Annotated in this window: 14 protein-coding genes and 1 tRNA gene; 9 read left to right on the top strand and 6 right to left on the bottom strand. The window is 64.3% G+C overall.

The annotated features are described in order from the left end of the window. Positions 1-237: 237 nt before the first annotated feature. Both FHU39_RS05575 and FHU39_RS05570 read right to left on the bottom strand, forming a co-directional pair. Complete coding sequence (locus FHU39_RS05575; protein WP_183319438.1) at positions 238-879, bottom strand: hypothetical protein; 642 nt, start codon at positions 877-879, stop codon at positions 238-240. Positions 880-1,260: 381 nt separating this feature from the next. Further along, complete coding sequence (locus FHU39_RS05570) at positions 1,261-3,582, bottom strand: hypothetical protein (RefSeq protein WP_246336171.1); 2,322 nt, start codon at positions 3,580-3,582, stop codon at positions 1,261-1,263. Between the two features lie 1,515 nt (positions 3,583-5,097). Here FHU39_RS05570 and FHU39_RS05560 point away from each other — a divergent pair. From FHU39_RS05560 to FHU39_RS05550, 3 genes are all read left to right on the top strand, one after another. Continuing rightward, positions 5,098-6,273: a sensor histidine kinase gene (locus FHU39_RS05560; protein WP_183319435.1), complete on the top strand. Its 1,176-nt coding sequence runs from the start codon at positions 5,098-5,100 to the stop codon at positions 6,271-6,273. Further along, positions 6,270-6,914: a LuxR C-terminal-related transcriptional regulator gene (locus FHU39_RS24910; protein ID WP_183319434.1), complete on the top strand. Its 645-nt coding sequence runs from the start codon at positions 6,270-6,272 to the stop codon at positions 6,912-6,914. The genes FHU39_RS05560 and FHU39_RS24910 overlap by 4 nt, the downstream gene beginning before the upstream one ends. Positions 6,915-7,221: 307 nt before the next feature. Next, a complete protein-coding gene (locus FHU39_RS05550) occupies positions 7,222-7,959 on the top strand; it encodes an SH3 domain-containing protein (protein ID WP_183319433.1) in 738 nt (245 codons plus the stop codon). 693 nt (positions 7,960-8,652) lie between these two features. On the opposite strand, the gene FHU39_RS05545 is transcribed toward FHU39_RS05550, so the two are convergent. Both FHU39_RS05545 and FHU39_RS05540 read right to left on the bottom strand, forming a co-directional pair. After that, entirely contained in the window at positions 8,653-10,245 is a 1,593-nt protein-coding gene (locus FHU39_RS05545; protein ID WP_183319280.1) for an IS1182 family transposase, read from the bottom strand. Next, positions 10,242-10,430, bottom strand: a complete 189-nt coding sequence (locus FHU39_RS05540; RefSeq protein WP_183319432.1) for a hypothetical protein — start codon at positions 10,428-10,430, stop codon at positions 10,242-10,244. The genes FHU39_RS05545 and FHU39_RS05540 overlap by 4 nt, the downstream gene beginning before the upstream one ends. Positions 10,431-10,976: 546 nt before the next feature. Here FHU39_RS05540 and FHU39_RS05535 point away from each other — a divergent pair. From FHU39_RS05535 to FHU39_RS05510, 6 genes are all read left to right on the top strand, one after another. After that, positions 10,977-11,174 carry a helix-turn-helix domain-containing protein gene (locus tag FHU39_RS05535; RefSeq protein ID WP_183319431.1) on the top strand — a complete coding sequence of 66 codons (198 nt, stop codon included), beginning with the start codon at positions 10,977-10,979 and terminating at the stop codon, positions 11,172-11,174. A 322-nt stretch (positions 11,175-11,496) separates the two neighbouring features. After that, positions 11,497-11,730: a hypothetical protein gene (locus tag FHU39_RS05530; RefSeq protein ID WP_183319430.1), complete on the top strand. Its 234-nt coding sequence runs from the start codon at positions 11,497-11,499 to the stop codon at positions 11,728-11,730. Further along, entirely contained in the window at positions 11,727-13,481 is a 1,755-nt protein-coding gene (locus FHU39_RS05525; RefSeq protein WP_183319429.1) for a hypothetical protein, read from the top strand. The genes FHU39_RS05530 and FHU39_RS05525 overlap by 4 nt, the downstream gene beginning before the upstream one ends. Further along, the gene (locus FHU39_RS05520) at positions 13,478-14,665 is read left to right on the top strand and encodes a hypothetical protein (RefSeq protein ID WP_183319428.1); all 1,188 of its coding nucleotides are present in this window, start codon (positions 13,478-13,480) and stop codon (positions 14,663-14,665) included. Before FHU39_RS05525 ends, FHU39_RS05520 begins: the two co-directional genes overlap by 4 nt. After that, on the top strand, positions 14,662-15,066 hold the full coding sequence (locus FHU39_RS05515) for a hypothetical protein (RefSeq protein WP_183319427.1): 405 nt from the start codon (positions 14,662-14,664) through the stop codon (positions 15,064-15,066). Before FHU39_RS05520 ends, FHU39_RS05515 begins: the two co-directional genes overlap by 4 nt. A gap of 184 nt (positions 15,067-15,250) precedes the next feature. Next, positions 15,251-16,510: a tyrosine-type recombinase/integrase gene (locus tag FHU39_RS05510; RefSeq protein WP_183319426.1), complete on the top strand. Its 1,260-nt coding sequence runs from the start codon at positions 15,251-15,253 to the stop codon at positions 16,508-16,510. A 52-nt stretch (positions 16,511-16,562) separates the two neighbouring features. On the opposite strand, the gene FHU39_RS05505 is transcribed toward FHU39_RS05510, so the two are convergent. Next, positions 16,563-16,638 (bottom strand) — tRNA-Asn (locus FHU39_RS05505). Between the two features lie 66 nt (positions 16,639-16,704). Beyond that, on the bottom strand, positions 16,705-17,220 hold the full coding sequence (locus tag FHU39_RS05500) for a hypothetical protein (protein WP_183319425.1): 516 nt from the start codon (positions 17,218-17,220) through the stop codon (positions 16,705-16,707). Positions 17,221-17,246: the final 26 nt, after the last annotated feature.

Below are 17,246 nucleotides of genomic sequence, written 5' to 3'. Positions count from 1 at the left end.
ACCGGTCTCGTTCCCCTGCCGCAGCACCGGGAAAGGCCCGAGCATCCCGTGACTAGTAGCACCCGACGGCGGATCCAGCTGAGACGTTTCCTCGTCCGTGTCATCCCAGCTGTCCCGCGCCGCCATCGTTCCCGACAACGCAGTGCACACAATGGGCAACGTGTTGAGCGTCAGCTCGGTCCCGCAGTAGGGGCACGCCCGCTTCACATTCCGTGGTGCCATATCCGCTCCCCCTGGTCAGAACTCGAATGGATCACGTGGCGGGCGCTGCGCGCTCCCGCGGTCAGGTTCCTGCGCAAACGCGCTCTGATCGGCGTCGACCGATCCTTGTTGCTTGGCCCGCCGACGCGACAACGTCCGCAGCGCATCGGCGGCGATTTTGTGGTCACCCTGGCCTTCTCCGAAGATGAAGACCAGAACCAGACCGACCACGAACGACAGGTTCGGCAGCGCCGCCGCGTCCAAGAACACCCCCGAGGTGTGGGTCGCGGATGCGTACACCTCCGCGAACGCGGCCAAGGCGAGCATGCCCACGAAGCAGAGCATCCGAAGGCCGAACACCTCGCTGCGCCGGTAGACCCGCACGAAGTAGTAGCCCAGGCCGACACCTGCCGCCGCAGGGACAAGTACCGCGAAGATGTGAGCCGCCGCGCTGGCCCCCCGCGCATGCGCCAGTGAACTCGTCGTGAAGATGGCGAAACTGACGCCGCTCGCCTGAGCTCCGATAACGACCATGGCACCTGCGAACAGCGCCAGGCACCGCCGCAATCGCTCCGTGCCGTCGTCCGTGCGGAACGCCATCAACAGCAGCGCGATCAGGAATGCGAGCATCGACAGGACCAAGAGGGCATGCAGGAAGATGTTGAACACCAATGCCATTACTACCTCCTGCAAATTAAGTGGCTCGCCCACGCACAGTGGACGAATCCCGGTACAAATGGGCAGCGGTACCCGACCCACTCGGTGATGCGGTGGTGCGAGGTCTCAATGGTTGCCGTTCGAAGAGACCCTCGTTTCCAACTTGCGGTGAGTTGCACGACCCGCAAGTTGATCGGCAAACTCATGTGCAAGGTGGTATGCGTTGCTCGGGTATCGCGCCGGGTGACAAAAGTTCCGGAGCTCATGCCGGGCTGGCGACTGGCCGCGCCATACCCGTGCTTGCGCTTCGCGGTCTACGGTTTCCGAGCCCACCCGGGCTCGTCCAATCTTCGATAGGCAGGCCGAGCCTGACTGCTGCCAGCAAACGTCGCCTGTATCATCTCAGGAGGACCGGCCTGCTCTGCGTGCGAGACTTCTTTCCTGCGCGGTAGCGACGGCATGGCCAAATTCGGTCCATGCATCTGCCGCTGACCCTGAAAGCTCTCCGCTGGAAACCATGTTTGCCGTCGTGTCCCGGAGGCTGGTCAGCCATTCGGCCTGGCGGCCCCACGCCTCCGAGCTCAGACCTAGCACTGCCGTGTAGGCAACGACCTCCGGCATCAATAATGACGCGTCATCGCCGGCCTTCATCAGGTCGATGACCTTGTTCAACGTCAGAACCAGGGGTTGTTCGATATCGTCCGACCATCGACCAGGGGCTAAGTACTCGTGCGACCTGACAGGGTCTTGCAGCGCGGCCGCGAGACTCTCATGGAGGTGAACCGGCACATCTGGAAGTCGGCCAGTCCAGCGGGCGCTGACCGTGTCGCGTTCAAGTTCGTGCCGGTCGTCAACGAAGGGGTCTTTCGCCAGTACCGCCCGACCTGAGGCGAGGTCGACTTCGACCAGGTGCCCGCCTGCGCCGTGTTCGTCCCGGTACGCCTGCGGTACACCTGACGCGGTGATCGCCAGCAGCGTGTGACCGTCGGGTGATACCGCCGGTCCCCAGAAGCCGAGCTCCGGGAGCGTCACGAAGTCCGGCCTCAGAGCGGGAAACTCTCCCGTGAACTCGTTGGTCGACAGGTCGACGAGCCGGGGAACCGGCTGATCGTTCACGTTCGCCACTGACAGGAGGGTGGACGGTGCCGTTGGCCACCAGGTCGCGCTTCCCACGTCGAGTTGCAGCCATCTTCCCGTGGACACCTCGACCAGCGTGGTGCGCAGACCTCCTTGAACGAGGAGCCATTGGCCGTTGCCACTGAACTGGATCGGTTCGGCACCCGAAATGCCGTCCACGACGGTGAGCAATTGCCGCGGCTGCCCATCGCGGTGCAGGGCGACCGCGGCGACGGAGCCCCCGAGGAATTCGAGCGCTGCTATTGTTCCCGTCCGCCCGTGAAGATCAACAGAGATCACGTTTCCGTCCGCCCCCAGGGGGATGGTTGTGGCGTCTGTCATGGATCCCGCGTACAGGTGGACCGTTGGCCACATCAGACCGCCTGGGTGCCCTTGTTCCGTGAATGTTGCACCGTTCCTGCCATCGATCGCGCCCAGGTCATGGGCCGGCGGCATGTCCCACACCTGATGCGTGAGCCGGCCCGCCGCCACATAGCGGCCGCTGTCTTGGTCGACGGCGGCGGAATTGACCGTGATCCATGGCGGGGAGAGGAGCTCGTCGCCGGGACCGCGGAGGGTGTGCTCAAACCCGGAGCCGCGTGCCGAGCGGAGCCGGAGAGCACGTTCGTTGACTGACTCGAACGTCGACGTCCCGGAAGGGACCGACTCTCTGACACGTTCCGTCACGGTGTAGGCCACGCCGGTGACTGGTATGGGGAATGACCGTGAGCTGAAGTGCGGCGCTGGCGCAGGCCGGTCCCTGATCGTCGCCAGGCCGGCCGCCAGATCGTTGCACAGGGTCTGTGCCAACTCAAGGAGTTCCGGTGAGCCGATTCCCGTTGGGACCGGGCGCGTGAACATGACCGCCGGATTCCACCACTCGAGGCTGTACGGGCCTCCTGCCGTCGCCAGACAAGCGAGTCCGGACACGTCGCCGTCGGAGGATTCGCCGACTCGCTCGACAAGTTTGGGGTATTCGTCGCAGAGGAGAATAACGGACACGTTATCGCCGTCCAGGTCGACAAAATCGCGCCGAAGTGACTTTCCTGGCCCCGGTTCCCATCCCCGCGCCGCCCACCGAATTGACCCGGGTAGGTCCGTGTACCCGGACTGGTCCGAGATGTGGCGGAACTCGTCCACTTCCCAAGCTGGCACCAATTCGGCATCGGTCAGTAGCGCCGCAAACGTCCGGGGTGCGGAACCAGAGAACACGAACCCATGTGACAGCGGTGGCCGGACTGACTCGAAAGGTTGAGCAATCCGGGGAAAGATCGTGTCGATGTCGGATTCGGGAGACCCGAACACGACGATTGCGGATCCTCTCGTTCCTTGAACCACAGTCCAGAGCGTGGCCGGGTCGACATCCAGCGAAAGGAAGCACTTGCCTTTGACCGTAGAACGCTGGAGGGTTGGCGCGATCTGTGCGGACGCGCGCAGCAGATCTGTCGCTGCCCACGGGCTGTAAAGAATCCAGCTGAGGCCAGTGTGGGTCAATAGCTGATGGAGCAATTGCCGGTTGTCGTCCGGTTCGCGGTTCGGGTCTGCGAGCTGCACAGAGTCCTCTTGCGGCGCGGCGGTCGGGTCTTGTTTGCGTCGGCCGAAGGCCATGCGGAATCTCTCTCTCGAGTTTGGGTATCAATGCCGTCGGTCAATGGTTTCCGGCGTTGGGGGGGCAGGGTCGTTCTGCAACGGAGGCGCATTACGCGGGTCACCCATGCATTTTGCTGCGCAGGTGGGGTCGCCTCTTCTATTCCCTGCGGACACGAGGAAACGCCAAACAAGGAGTGGGATCTGCAGCAAAATTCGCAACAAGACCAATCGTCCACAGTTCGGGGCAGGGTCCCTACCGCCCGCCGACGGAATCTTCGATGTGCTTTCGTAGCCGACGATACGCAACTGCGCTTCCAACGGACATTACCCCGTAAGAACGGCTCGCCCATAGTTCACACGTGGAGCCTTGAGGATCTGAGTCAACTGAGACTGAAAATGTCGGCCGGTTCTTCGGACCCGCTCGAAGTGCGCCAGGCATGACGTTGATCGCCCCGCTCCCGGAGACGGTTTTCCAGCCCATGCCCAGCCGGTCGCCAATTATGGCGACTACTTCTTCTGGAGGCTTATTCGACTCAATGAAATAATGGCGTCCGATGTATATCTTCGTCCAGATCGTGAGCCCAATAAATACTGCGACGACAATGATCAACACGGTCACTTTGGTTTATTCTCTCGCTTGATGTGGACGCCCATTTAGGCGGGTTCGGTACTTCCCGATGAATCTGAAAGAGTCGGAACCTACTCAGTATCGGTCCCGTTTGTTCCGGTGAACATGTGTTTGGGAATGAATTGATCGGCCTCTCACCAAGGGTCACCGCTCCCCGCCGCGGAGTCTGCGACCATGCACCCGTTCAGAACCGTGGCGGGGAGAGGCGGGTTGTTGCGGGAGGACTGCCACTCAGTTCTCGCGCTTGCAGTGAGGACAGTCCCATTTTCCGCCCGCCTTGGAGAAATTTGGGTCAATGTAGAATGCTCCTCCGCAATGCCGACAAGTGACGCGGCTTTGGTTTCCTCCGGACGGACTGAGATATCCGGTATACAGGGCCATTTTTCTTCTCCTTCGCGTGATTTTCGATTGTTCATCTATGGTGGTGCTGGGTGATCCAGTGCCGTCATAAGTACACCTTGTGAGGTGCCCCGCGACATCTTGCCCGTCCTCGCAGCAGCATGCCCAGAACTTGCGCTCGACTCGCCTCGCCGCAAGCTCGTTGAGGCGGGGTCCAGCAGAGTGGGCGTCACCCGGAGTCTCGAGTTGCGGTTGGCCCGGGCGCGCATCAGTGGATGTCGTCAATGCACTGGATTCCTTCCAAACTCATCCGTTGAGTTGTCGCCAAAACCAACTCACCCCAGGCGGTGCGTCGCGGATCAGTTGTTCTTGCCCTCCAGCGCACTGCCGTCAGGATATTGAGGACCGGCCGCCGCCAACACTCCGGAAAGGGAGTGCCACCCGCATACGGGAAGCGCTGAGATGACGGGGTGACCTGCGCTACGTTCCCGAGCGTGAGCATTACCTCGCCACCGCCAAGGTCGCGTCGCTGGTTCCACCATGCCCGGTTCTTAACAGGTGACCCGGTGCAGGATGTCGAGAAGAGCATGGTCATGGTCTTCGTCTGTATCCGCACCTTGCACTTGAGCGCGATGTGGCTGACGCTGCCAGCTGCGATCGGCGTCACCTACAGTGTCCCGACATACCTGACCGTGCAGATCACTGTCACCGTGCTCACCATCGGCTCCTGCTGCGACCAATGGCGGCACGGCCGGTTGATGATGAGGCCATGGGGGCATGTCGACGTTGCGATGGCGATGGTCGCGTTCGTCGCGCTCACGCTGACCAGCCCCAGCTCAATCTTCAACGGCACCTGGGCCTACTGGGCACCTGGATTTGCCATGGGCACGGCCGCGGCCCTGGGCGGGTGGTGCGTCACCACCCGTGGAGCACTGCTGTCCTCCAGCTGCTTAGGCGTGGTCTACCTGCTCGCGGCCGCGGACAAGCATGGCACCGACGTCTGGACCGTCTTGGGCAACGCACTGGCGTTTCCCGCCTTCGGTGTCGGCGGTGCGCTGTTGGCCCGCGCGCTGCGCAACCTCGCCCGTCAGGCCCGCGACGCCCGCCTTGCTGCTGCCCGGTCTGCGCGCGAACTCGAGGCCGAGCGCTACCGCCTCGCGGTGCATGACACTGCCAGCGTCCTGAGAATGCTTGGAGACAAGCAGCAGACTCAGGAGGTGGTCGCGCTCCTGCGACAACAGGCACCCCTGCACGCGGCCAGATTGCGCACCTACATGAACCTTGCGTTCGACACGATCACGCGGGATCCGGTCGGCGACTCCGCGGACGATGAGGCGATGATCACACTGGCCGGACTCGTGCGTCAGGTCACGCCCCAGTTCGCGGACCTGCCGCTGGACGTCGTGCTGTTCCTGGCCGAGGCGGTCACCGTCGATGGGGCCCAGATCGATCCGCTGCGCGACGCGCTGGCAACGGTGCTGCACAACGTACGCAACCACGCACAAGCCACCCGGGTCACCATCCACGGCGACAGCGAGAGAGTCGGCTCCTGGGAACTGCAGGTCAACGACAACGGGCGTGGCTTCGACCCCGCGACCACCAGCTTTGGGTACGGCTTGGTCACGCAAGTGCTGCAACAATGCCACGCCGTCGGAATCCGAGTCACCATCGCGAGCAGCCTCGGAGCTGGCACCCGGATCACCTTTCACACCCCGTCCACCGACACCCAGGCACGGCCGTGACAAGCCCCGCCCGTGTCGCCGTCATCGACAACCTCCCTGTCATCCTGGCCGGCCTGCGGGCTGTGTTGCCTGACGTGGACTTCGTCGCACAAGCCAGCAGTGTCGAACAGTTCATGACGCTCGCGCCCGCCGTGGACGTCGTGGTCCTTGACCTGAAGCTCACCGATCCCCGCAGCCGAGCGGGACTCAGTGGGCTGGCCGCCGTCCGTGCCGTCACGGCTGCAGGCTGCCGAGTGCTCGTGTGGACCGAGGAGGAACGGCCGTTGATCCTCGCCCAGTGCATCCGGTCCGGGGCGCGCGGGATCAGCCACAAAACAGACACACCAGACCGGCTCGAGGACGCCATCCTCACGGTTGCCGCCGGCGACGCCTGGTTCACCACAAGCATCCTCGGCCTGGCGGAGCTCGCGGACCGGCGTCACGGAATGCCCACGGTCACCGAACGGCAGCGACAAGTGCTCCGCGCCCGTGCACGCGGGCTGTCGTGGGACGATATCGCCTCTGACCTCTACATCGTCGAACGTACAGCTCGCACGCACCTGACCACGCTCACCAACAACTTCGCCACCTGGCTGCGGGAGACGAGCCCGGCAGATCTCGAGCACCACCTCGGCCTGCGGCCCGGAGACATTAACGACTGAGTCCTGCTTCCGAACCCTTTCCGTGAGATGGCGAGCTGCGAAGCAAGTCATTGATGTATCTCTTCGCCAGGACGCCCAAGACCGAAGACACCCAAGATGCGGCGAGGGAGTAGAAGGCACTCCGTTTCCGGAGTGCCGGTGACTACGACACCCTCATTAATCTCATTTACGTAATCAAGTCGGCAACACCAGTTCGAACGAGAACGCATCTCTACCAGCTCGACCAACCGCGTTCTGTCGAACATTCTTCGGCGGGCTTTGTGGGCACGCCGGAACAAACAATCCAATGAATAGGAAAGGGAAAGCCATGATGCTCAGTACAAAGGCGCGTCGGACCCTTGGCAGTGCAACGATCGTGCCGATCATCGCAGGCACGGTACTGCTGGGGGCGGCAGGTACCGCCGACGCCGCCACCGCACGCGTGGCGACCGGAGGCCCGCCACTGAACGTGAGATCCGGTCCGACCACGGCCTACCCGGTAATCGGCCAGCTTGCCAATGGTTCCTCTGTGACCATCACTTGCTGGGCTTCTGGACAAGCGATGACTGGCCTCTATGGCACCGAAACCACCTGGGACCAATTATCCACTGGCGGCTACGTCGCCGACGCCTACGTCTATACTGGCAGCAACTCACCCGTCGTCCCACAATGCGCCAGCCAACCGACAATCAACCGAGAAAACCGCGCCGTCGCTTGGGCAAACTCGATGCTCGGAAACACGTCCTACAACGGCTTGTGCGAGCGGTTTATCGAACGCGCGTACGGTACATCCGGACGATATGGTTCCGCCCTGAGCGCGTTCTACGCCCTGCGTGGTGCCGGGATGATGCACTACACGCAAACGGGAATCCCGTCGGGAGCAATAGTCTTCAGCCGAAACCCGTACGACCAAGGCTATGGTCACGTGGTGCTGAGCCGTGGAGACGGCACGTTCGTCAGCCCTCAATCAACGGTCCGAATCGTCAGCAATCCCGCCCTCAGTTCGGCCGCTGGATATACGTTTCTCGGCTGGTCTTACGCACCCGGATCCTGGCCTGGCCGGTAAGAGTGGCTGATCTGGGAGCCGTCCGGACGGCATCGGCACACGCCAGTTCGCGTCAGGCATTCGGGTGCTGGCACCGAAATGCTTCCCTTCCACGAACGTGAGTCCAACACGACGCGATGTTGTCCACCAGCACACCCGGTTTCGATGCTTCCACGAGACTCATCGAATTCGGGTGTCTGGTGTGAGGAGCGCGCGTCCGTGCTAGATGGCGCTGCTCGAGGACACACGTCGGACATGCCTGCCAGGAGCGCGGTGAAGCGGTGGCTGAACTGAGTTCGTGGATTGCTGACGGCGTCCTTGGACCAGCACGGATGGGTGCCGGGTTCGGATCGCAGAGCCGACCAGAAGGACGCGGACGCTCCGTTGGTGCAGCGGGGGTCTGTCGTGCAGGTCCATCACCCAGGCTCTCGAGACTCGCTCCGTGTATCTCGTGGCCCTGCACACTGGAACCGAGCGCAACGGACTTCCAGTCGACGAGACACGCATGGCGCCGAATGCTAGGTGGCTGGTGTTGAACAGCTGCGTGTGGGTGAGGATGGTCGGCTGGGGTAGATCAGGTCACCGCGTGGGGCTGAGGCTGGCCGAGCGCGGCTGGTCGCCGGGCGGGACTGATGACGCTGGCCAGTCGAGTACGCCGGCTTGAGGGCGGATATGACGGCCAGGTAAGGGGTTTCGAGTCTGATCCTGGTGTTATCAGGCGGTCGCTGCCCATCCTTGACCGGTCGTGAACGTCACGGCGAGCACACTCAGGCGTACGAGGTTGACCGCGGCGGCCAGCAGGGAGAAGTCAGCGGCAACCTTCGTCGTGCCGCGGACCCGTGCCCTGCGCCCGCCGTGCTTGCGGCGCATCAGGTGCCCGATCTTGCGTTCGACCTTCGGGCGGGTAGCCCGGTAGTCGGCCACCCATCCCGGGTCCTGTTGCCGCCCGCGGGCATCGGTCAGCTGCCGTTCATAGGCGCCGACCTTGATGGTGCGGCCCTTCGCGGAGGTAGTGCACTGCTCCCGTAGCGGGCACTCGGCACACGCCGCCCCGAAACGTGCCGTGCCGGCACCACCCTTCCCGCGCCGGATCGGCGAGACTTGCCCCGCCGGGCAGGTCACCGTGTCAGCGTCCAAGTCCACCTCGAACTCGTCCTTGGCGAACAGGCCACCAGTATTGGACGGCGACTGGGTCTTGCACTTGTCATCGATCCCGGCAGCCTCCAGCAAGTCGTGGATCGGCCCAGTCCCGTACGCGTTATCCCCATACACGCCAGGCTCATCCGCGTCGCCGTGATCGCCGGCATCGTGATCGTCGGTGTCGAGGAGATCAGCGATCAGGTCTTGTGCGGCCGCGGCATCACCGGTGTTGCCCGGGGTCACGCCGGTAGCGGTGATGATCTCACTGTCCGGGTCGAGGCCCAGGTGCCCCTTGTACCCGTCGAAGGAGCGTGCGGCGGTCTTGTGCCCGTGCCGGGCCTGCGGGTCGACCGTGGAGATCACCCGATCCTTGGCGACCCGCCGCGCGATCGCGAACACCCCGTCAGCGTCTTGTTCCAGGTCCTGCCCCAGCACGGTGGCCAGCAACTGCCCCGCCGCGGCCACCGGTTCACTGACCGTCCGCCCCTCCAACACGGCCAGGGCGGCCATCCCGTCCCGAGCCAACTCATCGACCAACACCGCCCGGGCGACCTGGTCGTCCCAGTCACAGGCCGGTTTCCCCGCGCCCACGTAGTCATCATCACGGGCCAGCACGTCCCGGACCCGCGCCCCCAACTGCGCATCACACGCCTTGAGCAGCCCACGGATCGCCGACCGGATCAACGTGACCGTGTCCATCGTGGCGACCGCGTCATACAACGGGGTGGAGTCCAGCACCCGTTTACGCCCGACCAGTCCGGCAGCCTTGGCCACCTGCAGCACGGCATCGAAGATCCGGTCCGGCGCATCCGAGGCGGCCAGCCGGGCCCGCATATCAACCAGCACCGTGTGCACGAATCCCGGGTAATCGAAGTCCAGCCCGCCCGCCGCGTACTTCCACCGGGCGTCGAACGCGAACCGGTCGACCGCTTCCCGGTCACTGCACCCCTCGAAACGTTGCAACACCATCACCACCGCCACGATCATCGGCGGTACCGACCGGCGACCAACATCGGTGAACAAGTCCGCGAACATCTCGTCCGGGAACAACCGGTGGCACTGCCGGTGCAACAACCCGTAGATCGAGTCTTCGCCGATCCGCGGCTCGCAGAACGCGGTCGTCGAACGGAACAAATCAGCCTGGCTCGGAGTCACTCCCAACGTCACAGGCCAATCCTCCCGAACCCAGCACCAAGCAACACGGACCGCCACGCCACGAAAAACACCAGCGACCTAGGACAGCAGGCGATCTCGACGATGATGAACTGTTTATTCCCCTTGATGCGTCGTGCGACCGCGCCGATGCCCTCAATGATCGATTGCGCAAGCTGCTCGGTGGCCTCATCGCCCACACACTCGCGGCAACCGGCACCGGCGAGGCCCGGGATGCAACAAGCCCCTGACCCGGCGTACTGCCTGGTCAGGGGCCTGCTCTGCTGGCTCCCCCACTTGGACTCGAACCAAGAACCCTCCGGATAGTTCCCCCGCATTATCGCCCGTGATCGACGTTTAGCGTTGGCCGGGCAATTCTGCTTGTGTGCCAGCGTATTTCGCCCGATCGATCACCTCCGATGCACCTTCTAGATCATCGGGTATCACCTGCGGTTCGGGCTACGGTCCGGGCTATTCGGGCTATGCGACGTGGCCCACCCGCAGTTCGCGAGTGTCTTCCGTGGGATGAGTTGCAATCATCCGAGAGTACGTGTAGCATGACCCAAGTTACGCCGCCTTACCCGCGAGTAGGCGCGTTGACAGCCTGAAGCAAGCGCCCTCAACGGGTACGCAGCCCCTCAGATTCGGCCCATAGGTGGGCCCGGGAGTCCGATACGGTAGCGCACTTATCCACGGTCCCGTGATCTCAGGGTGCTTTCACATTCACTGTTGAAAGGAGATCACGCATGCCATCGAACGACCAGCACGATCAGCTACTCACTCCCGACCAGGTGGCCGACTACCTGCAAATCGGCACCGGCCATCTCGCGAACTGCCGTTCACGCGGCACATCGCCCATCCCGTACGTTCGCGTCGGCAACCGAATCCGGTACCGGCAGAGCGACGTTCACGCCTACATTGAGGCACGGACGGTGAACGCATGAGCCGCCAGCGGGCCAACTCGCGGGCCACACACGCGGTAGTCGACCATCACGGCGTCGTCATGTGCTCGTGGTGCCAGCGGGCACCCCTGCCCCGGTATTTCTGCACGCCCGGGCATACGTCGTGCGCAGCCCACCGGAAGGCCGGCGTCAAGTACGTAATCGCACTGACCGACGAGGATGCACGGCGATTTCATGAGCGCCATCGATCGGATGCCCCATGGCTAATCGACAACGAGGAGAAGGAAGTTCTGCCCCTGGGGCCGGGACTGCGGGAGCACCTTCGACCCGCCGGCGGTGACCAGTGAACCCACCCAACGTCGAAGTGATCCGAGTCGAATACGTGAACCACTTCCGCTACCCGGGATGGGCGGGACAGATCACCTGCCCCTACTGCGGCAACACGCACCAACACGGAGTAGCCGACGAAACGCACGGGGTGCGCCTAGGACACCGCGCATCGCACTGCGGTGCACAACCGTGGCGCAACATCGGGTACGTCCTCACCGACCCCACCGGCATCCTCGACGCAGCCATGCGCAAGAAGCGGTCGAAGTGAGCGCAGCCAAGGCACTTCGGTCCTACCGGGCCCGGGGTGGACGCGGACGAGAAGACGCCGGGCTCGACCTCGGGGCACTGGTCGAACGGTACGGGGCAACCTGCTGGCACACCGGATGCGAACGGGCGGCAGTCCAGATCGGGCACGGCGTCAGCGTGGCGAACGGGGGAGACCACACGTTCGAGAACACGAGACCCGTTTGCGCAGAGTGCAATAAGCGCACCGGCGGCTCGAACATGCCCGGATTCAAGTCGGTGGCGGAATGGGGCGGCAGCCTAGAGCAGTTGCTCGACGAAGCTGACGACCTACTCGCCCGGCATACCGGCTTTGACGAAGTGGGCCGCACCGTCGTTGCCTGCCATGCGATCGCAGCACGCACCGCGCTGTCGTTCTCGCACTTCCCCATGACCGTCTTCACGTCGGACAAGCCGGGTGCGGGCAAGTCCGTTGGGTTGCGTGTCGTCGCTGCGCTCGCGGGCACCGAGGCGTCGCTCCGGTCGGACAGTGGTGCCATCACACCGGCAGCGTTCAAGCGGAAGCAGATGGACGTTGGGTGTAGCGTTGTGATGCTTGACGAGATCTCGGGACTCGACAAGAACCTCCAGGCAGTGCTCCGGTCCGGGGTCGATCGCACAGCACGGGACTCCCTGACCATCCCCAAGGGCAAGAACGATTGGGAAGTCGAAGAGTTCACGATCTACTGCGCCTACTTCGGGGCGGGGCTCGACGACGAGGGCTCGATGGACACTCGACGCGATACCCGCGATCGAGAGTTTCGGCTTGACCTGGAGACCCCCGGGGACCGGTGCGTCGATGAGCTGGACGAGTTCGCCACCACCCGGTTCTATGAGGCGCTGGACACGCTGGCAGCACACGCCGACGGCTGGGCAGCCGAGAACCTCCCGATCGCCAAGGACCTGCACCCCGAGCGACCCGAGACGGAGATGATCGGCACCCCGCGCGACCTGGACATGACGAGACCTCTGCTCGTCGTCGGCGGCATGGCCGGGACGAAGTGGAAGCTTCGAGCCGATCAGGCATATCTCTGGCGGCAGGGACAGCGACTCGCGGACCGAGCCGAGCCGACGCCGGCCGACTATCAGGTGTACGACGCGGCGGAGTGGCTGGCCGAGCACGACCAGGCGCTCATGATCCCAACAACCGTCGCAGTGAGGGACCACGCCGAGCGACACCCCGACATCGGCACCGACTACCGAACGGGGCGGACGAAGACCCCTCAGCGGTACGCGGCAGCGATGCGGCACGCCCACCTGTACCCACAGGAGACACGGGGGCTGTGGTGCGCTGACCATCAACTCTGCTACCGACACGGAGAGGGCACACCGCACCGATTTGTGCGCGCGCCGGGGTACCGGAGAGCAGCTCTCGAAGGCGCCCGGCAGGCACTCCACCCGGCAACCGTCGCGGTCATCACAGACGGATACACCCCTCCGTCCTCTGGAGAAAGCCCGCCAAGCCCGGCAAGCCCGCCACTCCGTTGCAATGACGCGGAATTCTCAGAAACGCCAAAGCCCGCCACAAGTCCGCCACAAGCCCGCCACTCCGTTGCAATTGCGTCAGACCCCCTCGACGACAACCCCGAGGCCGTCGCGCGAAATCGGCAGCGGATACGGGACTGGGAAGACACCGGCGGACGCCAAGAACTTCGGAGCTGGGTCGACTCACTCCGGGAACAATACGGGCACCCAAAACGGGGGCCCTGGAACTCAACGAAAGGAACATCTGAATGACAATCACCACGCTGGAGAAGGCGGAGAAGATCATCTTCGAGGCCAACGCCGAAAAGGCCACCAGGAGGCGTGAGACGGCCGAACTCACTGCCCAGGCAGCAGGAGACCTCGAAGCCGCGAAAGCCCGTCTGCAGGGCATCCAGGACACGCTCCGGGGCGGCGAGCGCGTGCCCGCTGACGACTGGATCATGGCGCATGCGGAGGTGGACATACTCACCGAGCTGCAGAAGGGGCACGAGGCTCGCGGCAGGAAGCTCGTGGACCAGCTCGCCACCAAGCAGACCGCACAGGTCGTCGCGAACACCATCAGCGACTTCCTCGACGGCACCGTGCCGGTCGTGGCGACCTTCGCGGAAGTTGACCCGGCCAGCATCAAGGCGCCGGCAGTCGTCGTTCTTCAGCGCGAAGACGACCGATATGACAACCGGGGACATGTCGCTGTGGCGGGCAAAGTTGGCCGGGCCCATACGATTCAGGTGCAGCACTACCGAATTCCTAAGCTTCATGCGGGGATCGACGGCGAGGAACTGTCCAAGTTCGCGGACCAGCGGCTGGTCAAGCTGGAGCTGCATCGGACTGGCGCCAAAGACATGCCGGCCGGCGCGGTCCTGGAGACGTATCGGGTTGAGCTGGTCGCCGATCCACTGGAACCGCCGAAGCTGGAGAAGACACCCACCGGCGAGTCAATCGAGTCGGCCGTCAGCACCTACGTGCACCGGTTCATCGACAGGCTGGAGCGCGGGCTGCCGAACTCTCGGTACCGGTATGTCGTCACCGACAAACACGCGGGGCTGGACGGCGTGACCATCGATGGCGACCAGTACACCGCAACGGCGAAGATGAGCACGGAGATCGGGCTGCAGAAGCTCACCGAGCACGACGGTCGATGGACGGCCGTGACCCTGGAGTCTGTTGACAACCCGGCGGAGAAGACAGCCGAGCTGGACCCCGACGAGATCACCGGCACATTGGTGCACAAGGGCGGCATCGTCACGGCGACCAAGGACGCCCGAATCACTCGGACCAGCACCGACATTCAGGGCTACAAGCACAGGCGGCTGAAGCTTGACGTGGTCGTGGACATCGCCGCACGGGTGCCCGAGACGGCCGTCGAAGACGGCATCGACACCGAGGGCCTGACTCCGGCGGAGATCGCAGAGATGCGGAAGATCGGCGCGCTGTGAGCCCGGGTGAAGACTGGCCAGACCAGCTCGTGCGCTTCTGGGGCGACCTCGGGGCCGATCCCCTGTACGGGGCGACGTTCGGCGCGGCCGACTGGGCAGAGCTGCACGCCGGGTTTGAGCGGGAGGCGCAGGTGCTCAACTCGTCCAAGCCGGACAAGCGGCTGCTGGGGAGTCACACCCGAGCGCTGAAGTCGGTGCGGGCCCGCCATGGGCTGAACCGGCCGACCCGGGAGCAACGGGAGGCGCTGGAGCAAGCCCGAGCGGGTGCGGCCATCGACAGCCCCGACCGGGTGGCAGAAGTCCAGCAGGTGATGCGCGGCTACATCACGGCACTCGTCCCGGCCGGCCCACGGCGAGACGGGCTGATCGCACGGTTCGCAGCGAGCACGACAACCGAATAGCGTCACCACACCGAGAAGGGTCCAGCCATCGCGCTGGGCCCTTTGTGGCATCTGGCACCAACCGGCCGGTCAGCTGCTAACAACGATCGGTCTAGAAGGCCCCCTCGCAGGGGTCATGGGGGCAGGGGCAGGACGGGACCCCCAAGGGACGGGGTAACAGGTTCGAGCGTGCTACCCTGCAGACATGCCAACGAAATTCGAGCCCGGCGAAATCGGACAGCCCGCACTCTCCCCGCTACGCCGCGACGCCGGCGGCAAGCTGTCGAAGCTCCCAGACGGCAGGCACAAGCCGGACGTGTGGCGCGCTCGCGTCCGGGCCACCGCCTTAGACGGATCGCCCGTGGACTGCAGCGCCTACGGCGCCACGCGCAAAGCTGCTGAAGATGCCGTCATGGCGAAAGCCGAGCGGAAGGTCAACGGGTCCGTCTCGGGTACGCGATGGTCCGGAGCGACCCTGCTAGTTAATGCGGTGGCGGCATGGCTGGACGCGCTCGAAGCTGCGGGCGACCGCTCCCCCGGGACGATCCGGCTATATCGCAATGCGTCCAAGTGGTTCAGCGCGGATGGATCTCCGGTCCGGCGTCTGACGCTGGCACAAGCCAACGACGTGCAACGGCTGGTTGTGTTCCAGCAGTGGATTGCCGACAACCACGGCATCGGCACGTCGAAGCACACTCGCGCCATCCTGTCTGGCGTGCTGGATCAAGCCGTGTCGTGGCGTCTCCTGGACTACAACGCGGCAAAGTCGGTGGGCAAGGTCAAGGCAACGTCGTTCGCCCGCGAGACGGTCGCCCGTGACCACGACCGGGCCCTGTCCGATGCGGAGATCTCGAAGTTGCTGACGGCTGCCCGAACCAAGGTCAACACGGCGAAGATCGCCCGCTCGAAGCGTCGCGCTGAGGACATGGCCGATCTGATCGTTGTCATGCTGGGCACGGGATGCCGGATCTCCGAAGCGCTATCCCTGCGGTGGGAGGACCTGGACGCGAGCGCGAAGCGCTTGCACGTGGCAGGCACTAAGACGGATGGCTCGGACCGGACGATCACGCCGGGCCCGGATGCTCTCGTGGTGCTGGCGGAGCGGTTCGAGGCAGCGGGCCGGCCCACCAAGGGCTACGTGTTCCCCGCCACCGATCGCGCTGGACGGCACGTCCCTAGCTTGAAGCTGGACACGGTCAACGTGTTGAAGGTGCTGCGGAGGATCTTCGACGCGGCCGGGCTGGACTGGATGACATCCCACACGCTGCGTAGGACGGTCGCCACGGGGATGCTGAACGCCGGACTGCCCGCGAACCGTGTTGCCGGATACATGGGCCACAGCGACCCGAGCATGACCCTCTCGACCTACGCCGATCGTGACCCGCACGGCGACTCAAGCGACCTCGCAGAGGTGCTGCGACTGCCGGTATCAACCCCGGTTCGGGCTACGGTTCGGGCTATTTGACCCCTTAGCCCGATAGTGGCCCCGCCCGGAATCGTTGCAATTCTGCGGATTTTGGCTCCCCCACTTGGACTCGAACCAAGAACCCTCCGGTTAACAGCCGAATGCTCTGCCAATTGAGCTACAGGGGATCGCGCCGTTGGCGACGGGAAAACTCTAGCAAATCTGTGCGCCCAACACCGAATCGGCGGGTCGGCTCAGAGGCCGACGGCGTCCCGCACGAACGCCACGGTGCGGGCGACAGCGTCCTGCACCTGCGGGTCGTCGGCGCGTGCCCCGCGGCCCAGGATGGTCTGGGTGAGGAGTTCGTCGTTGCGCAGGTCACGGCGGACGACGACCCGGCCCTTGGCACGGCCGGTCAGGGGCAGGTCCTCGACGAGAACGATGCTGGCGCGGACCCGCTCGTGGAACGTCTCGGGCAACCGGGTGTCCTGCTCCTCGAACGACCACTGCGACGCCCTGCGGGTGCCGACCCACGTCATACTCAGGGTCCACGTCTCCGGGTCCCACTGACCGTCCTCAACCAGGTGCCACGGGCGCGCGGTGACGTCCCCGGACGGTGAGACTACGGTCAGGTGCCAGTTGGTGGCCACGACATACACACCGCTGTGCCGGTCGACCGCGGAGGCCAGCACCCGCTCCCCCTTGGGCAACTGGAGTTGCTGGACGATCTCCGGCGGGAGCTGGGGCTTGGAGCGCTTCAGGAAGGACATGGTGCTGTCATTGTCTCAACCCGCGG

Source organism: Flexivirga oryzae (assembly GCF_014190805.1).
In the GTDB taxonomy this organism is placed as follows: domain Bacteria; phylum Actinomycetota; class Actinomycetes; order Actinomycetales; family Dermatophilaceae; genus Flexivirga; species Flexivirga oryzae.
This window is presented reverse-complemented; position numbering and strand designations above follow the sequence as displayed.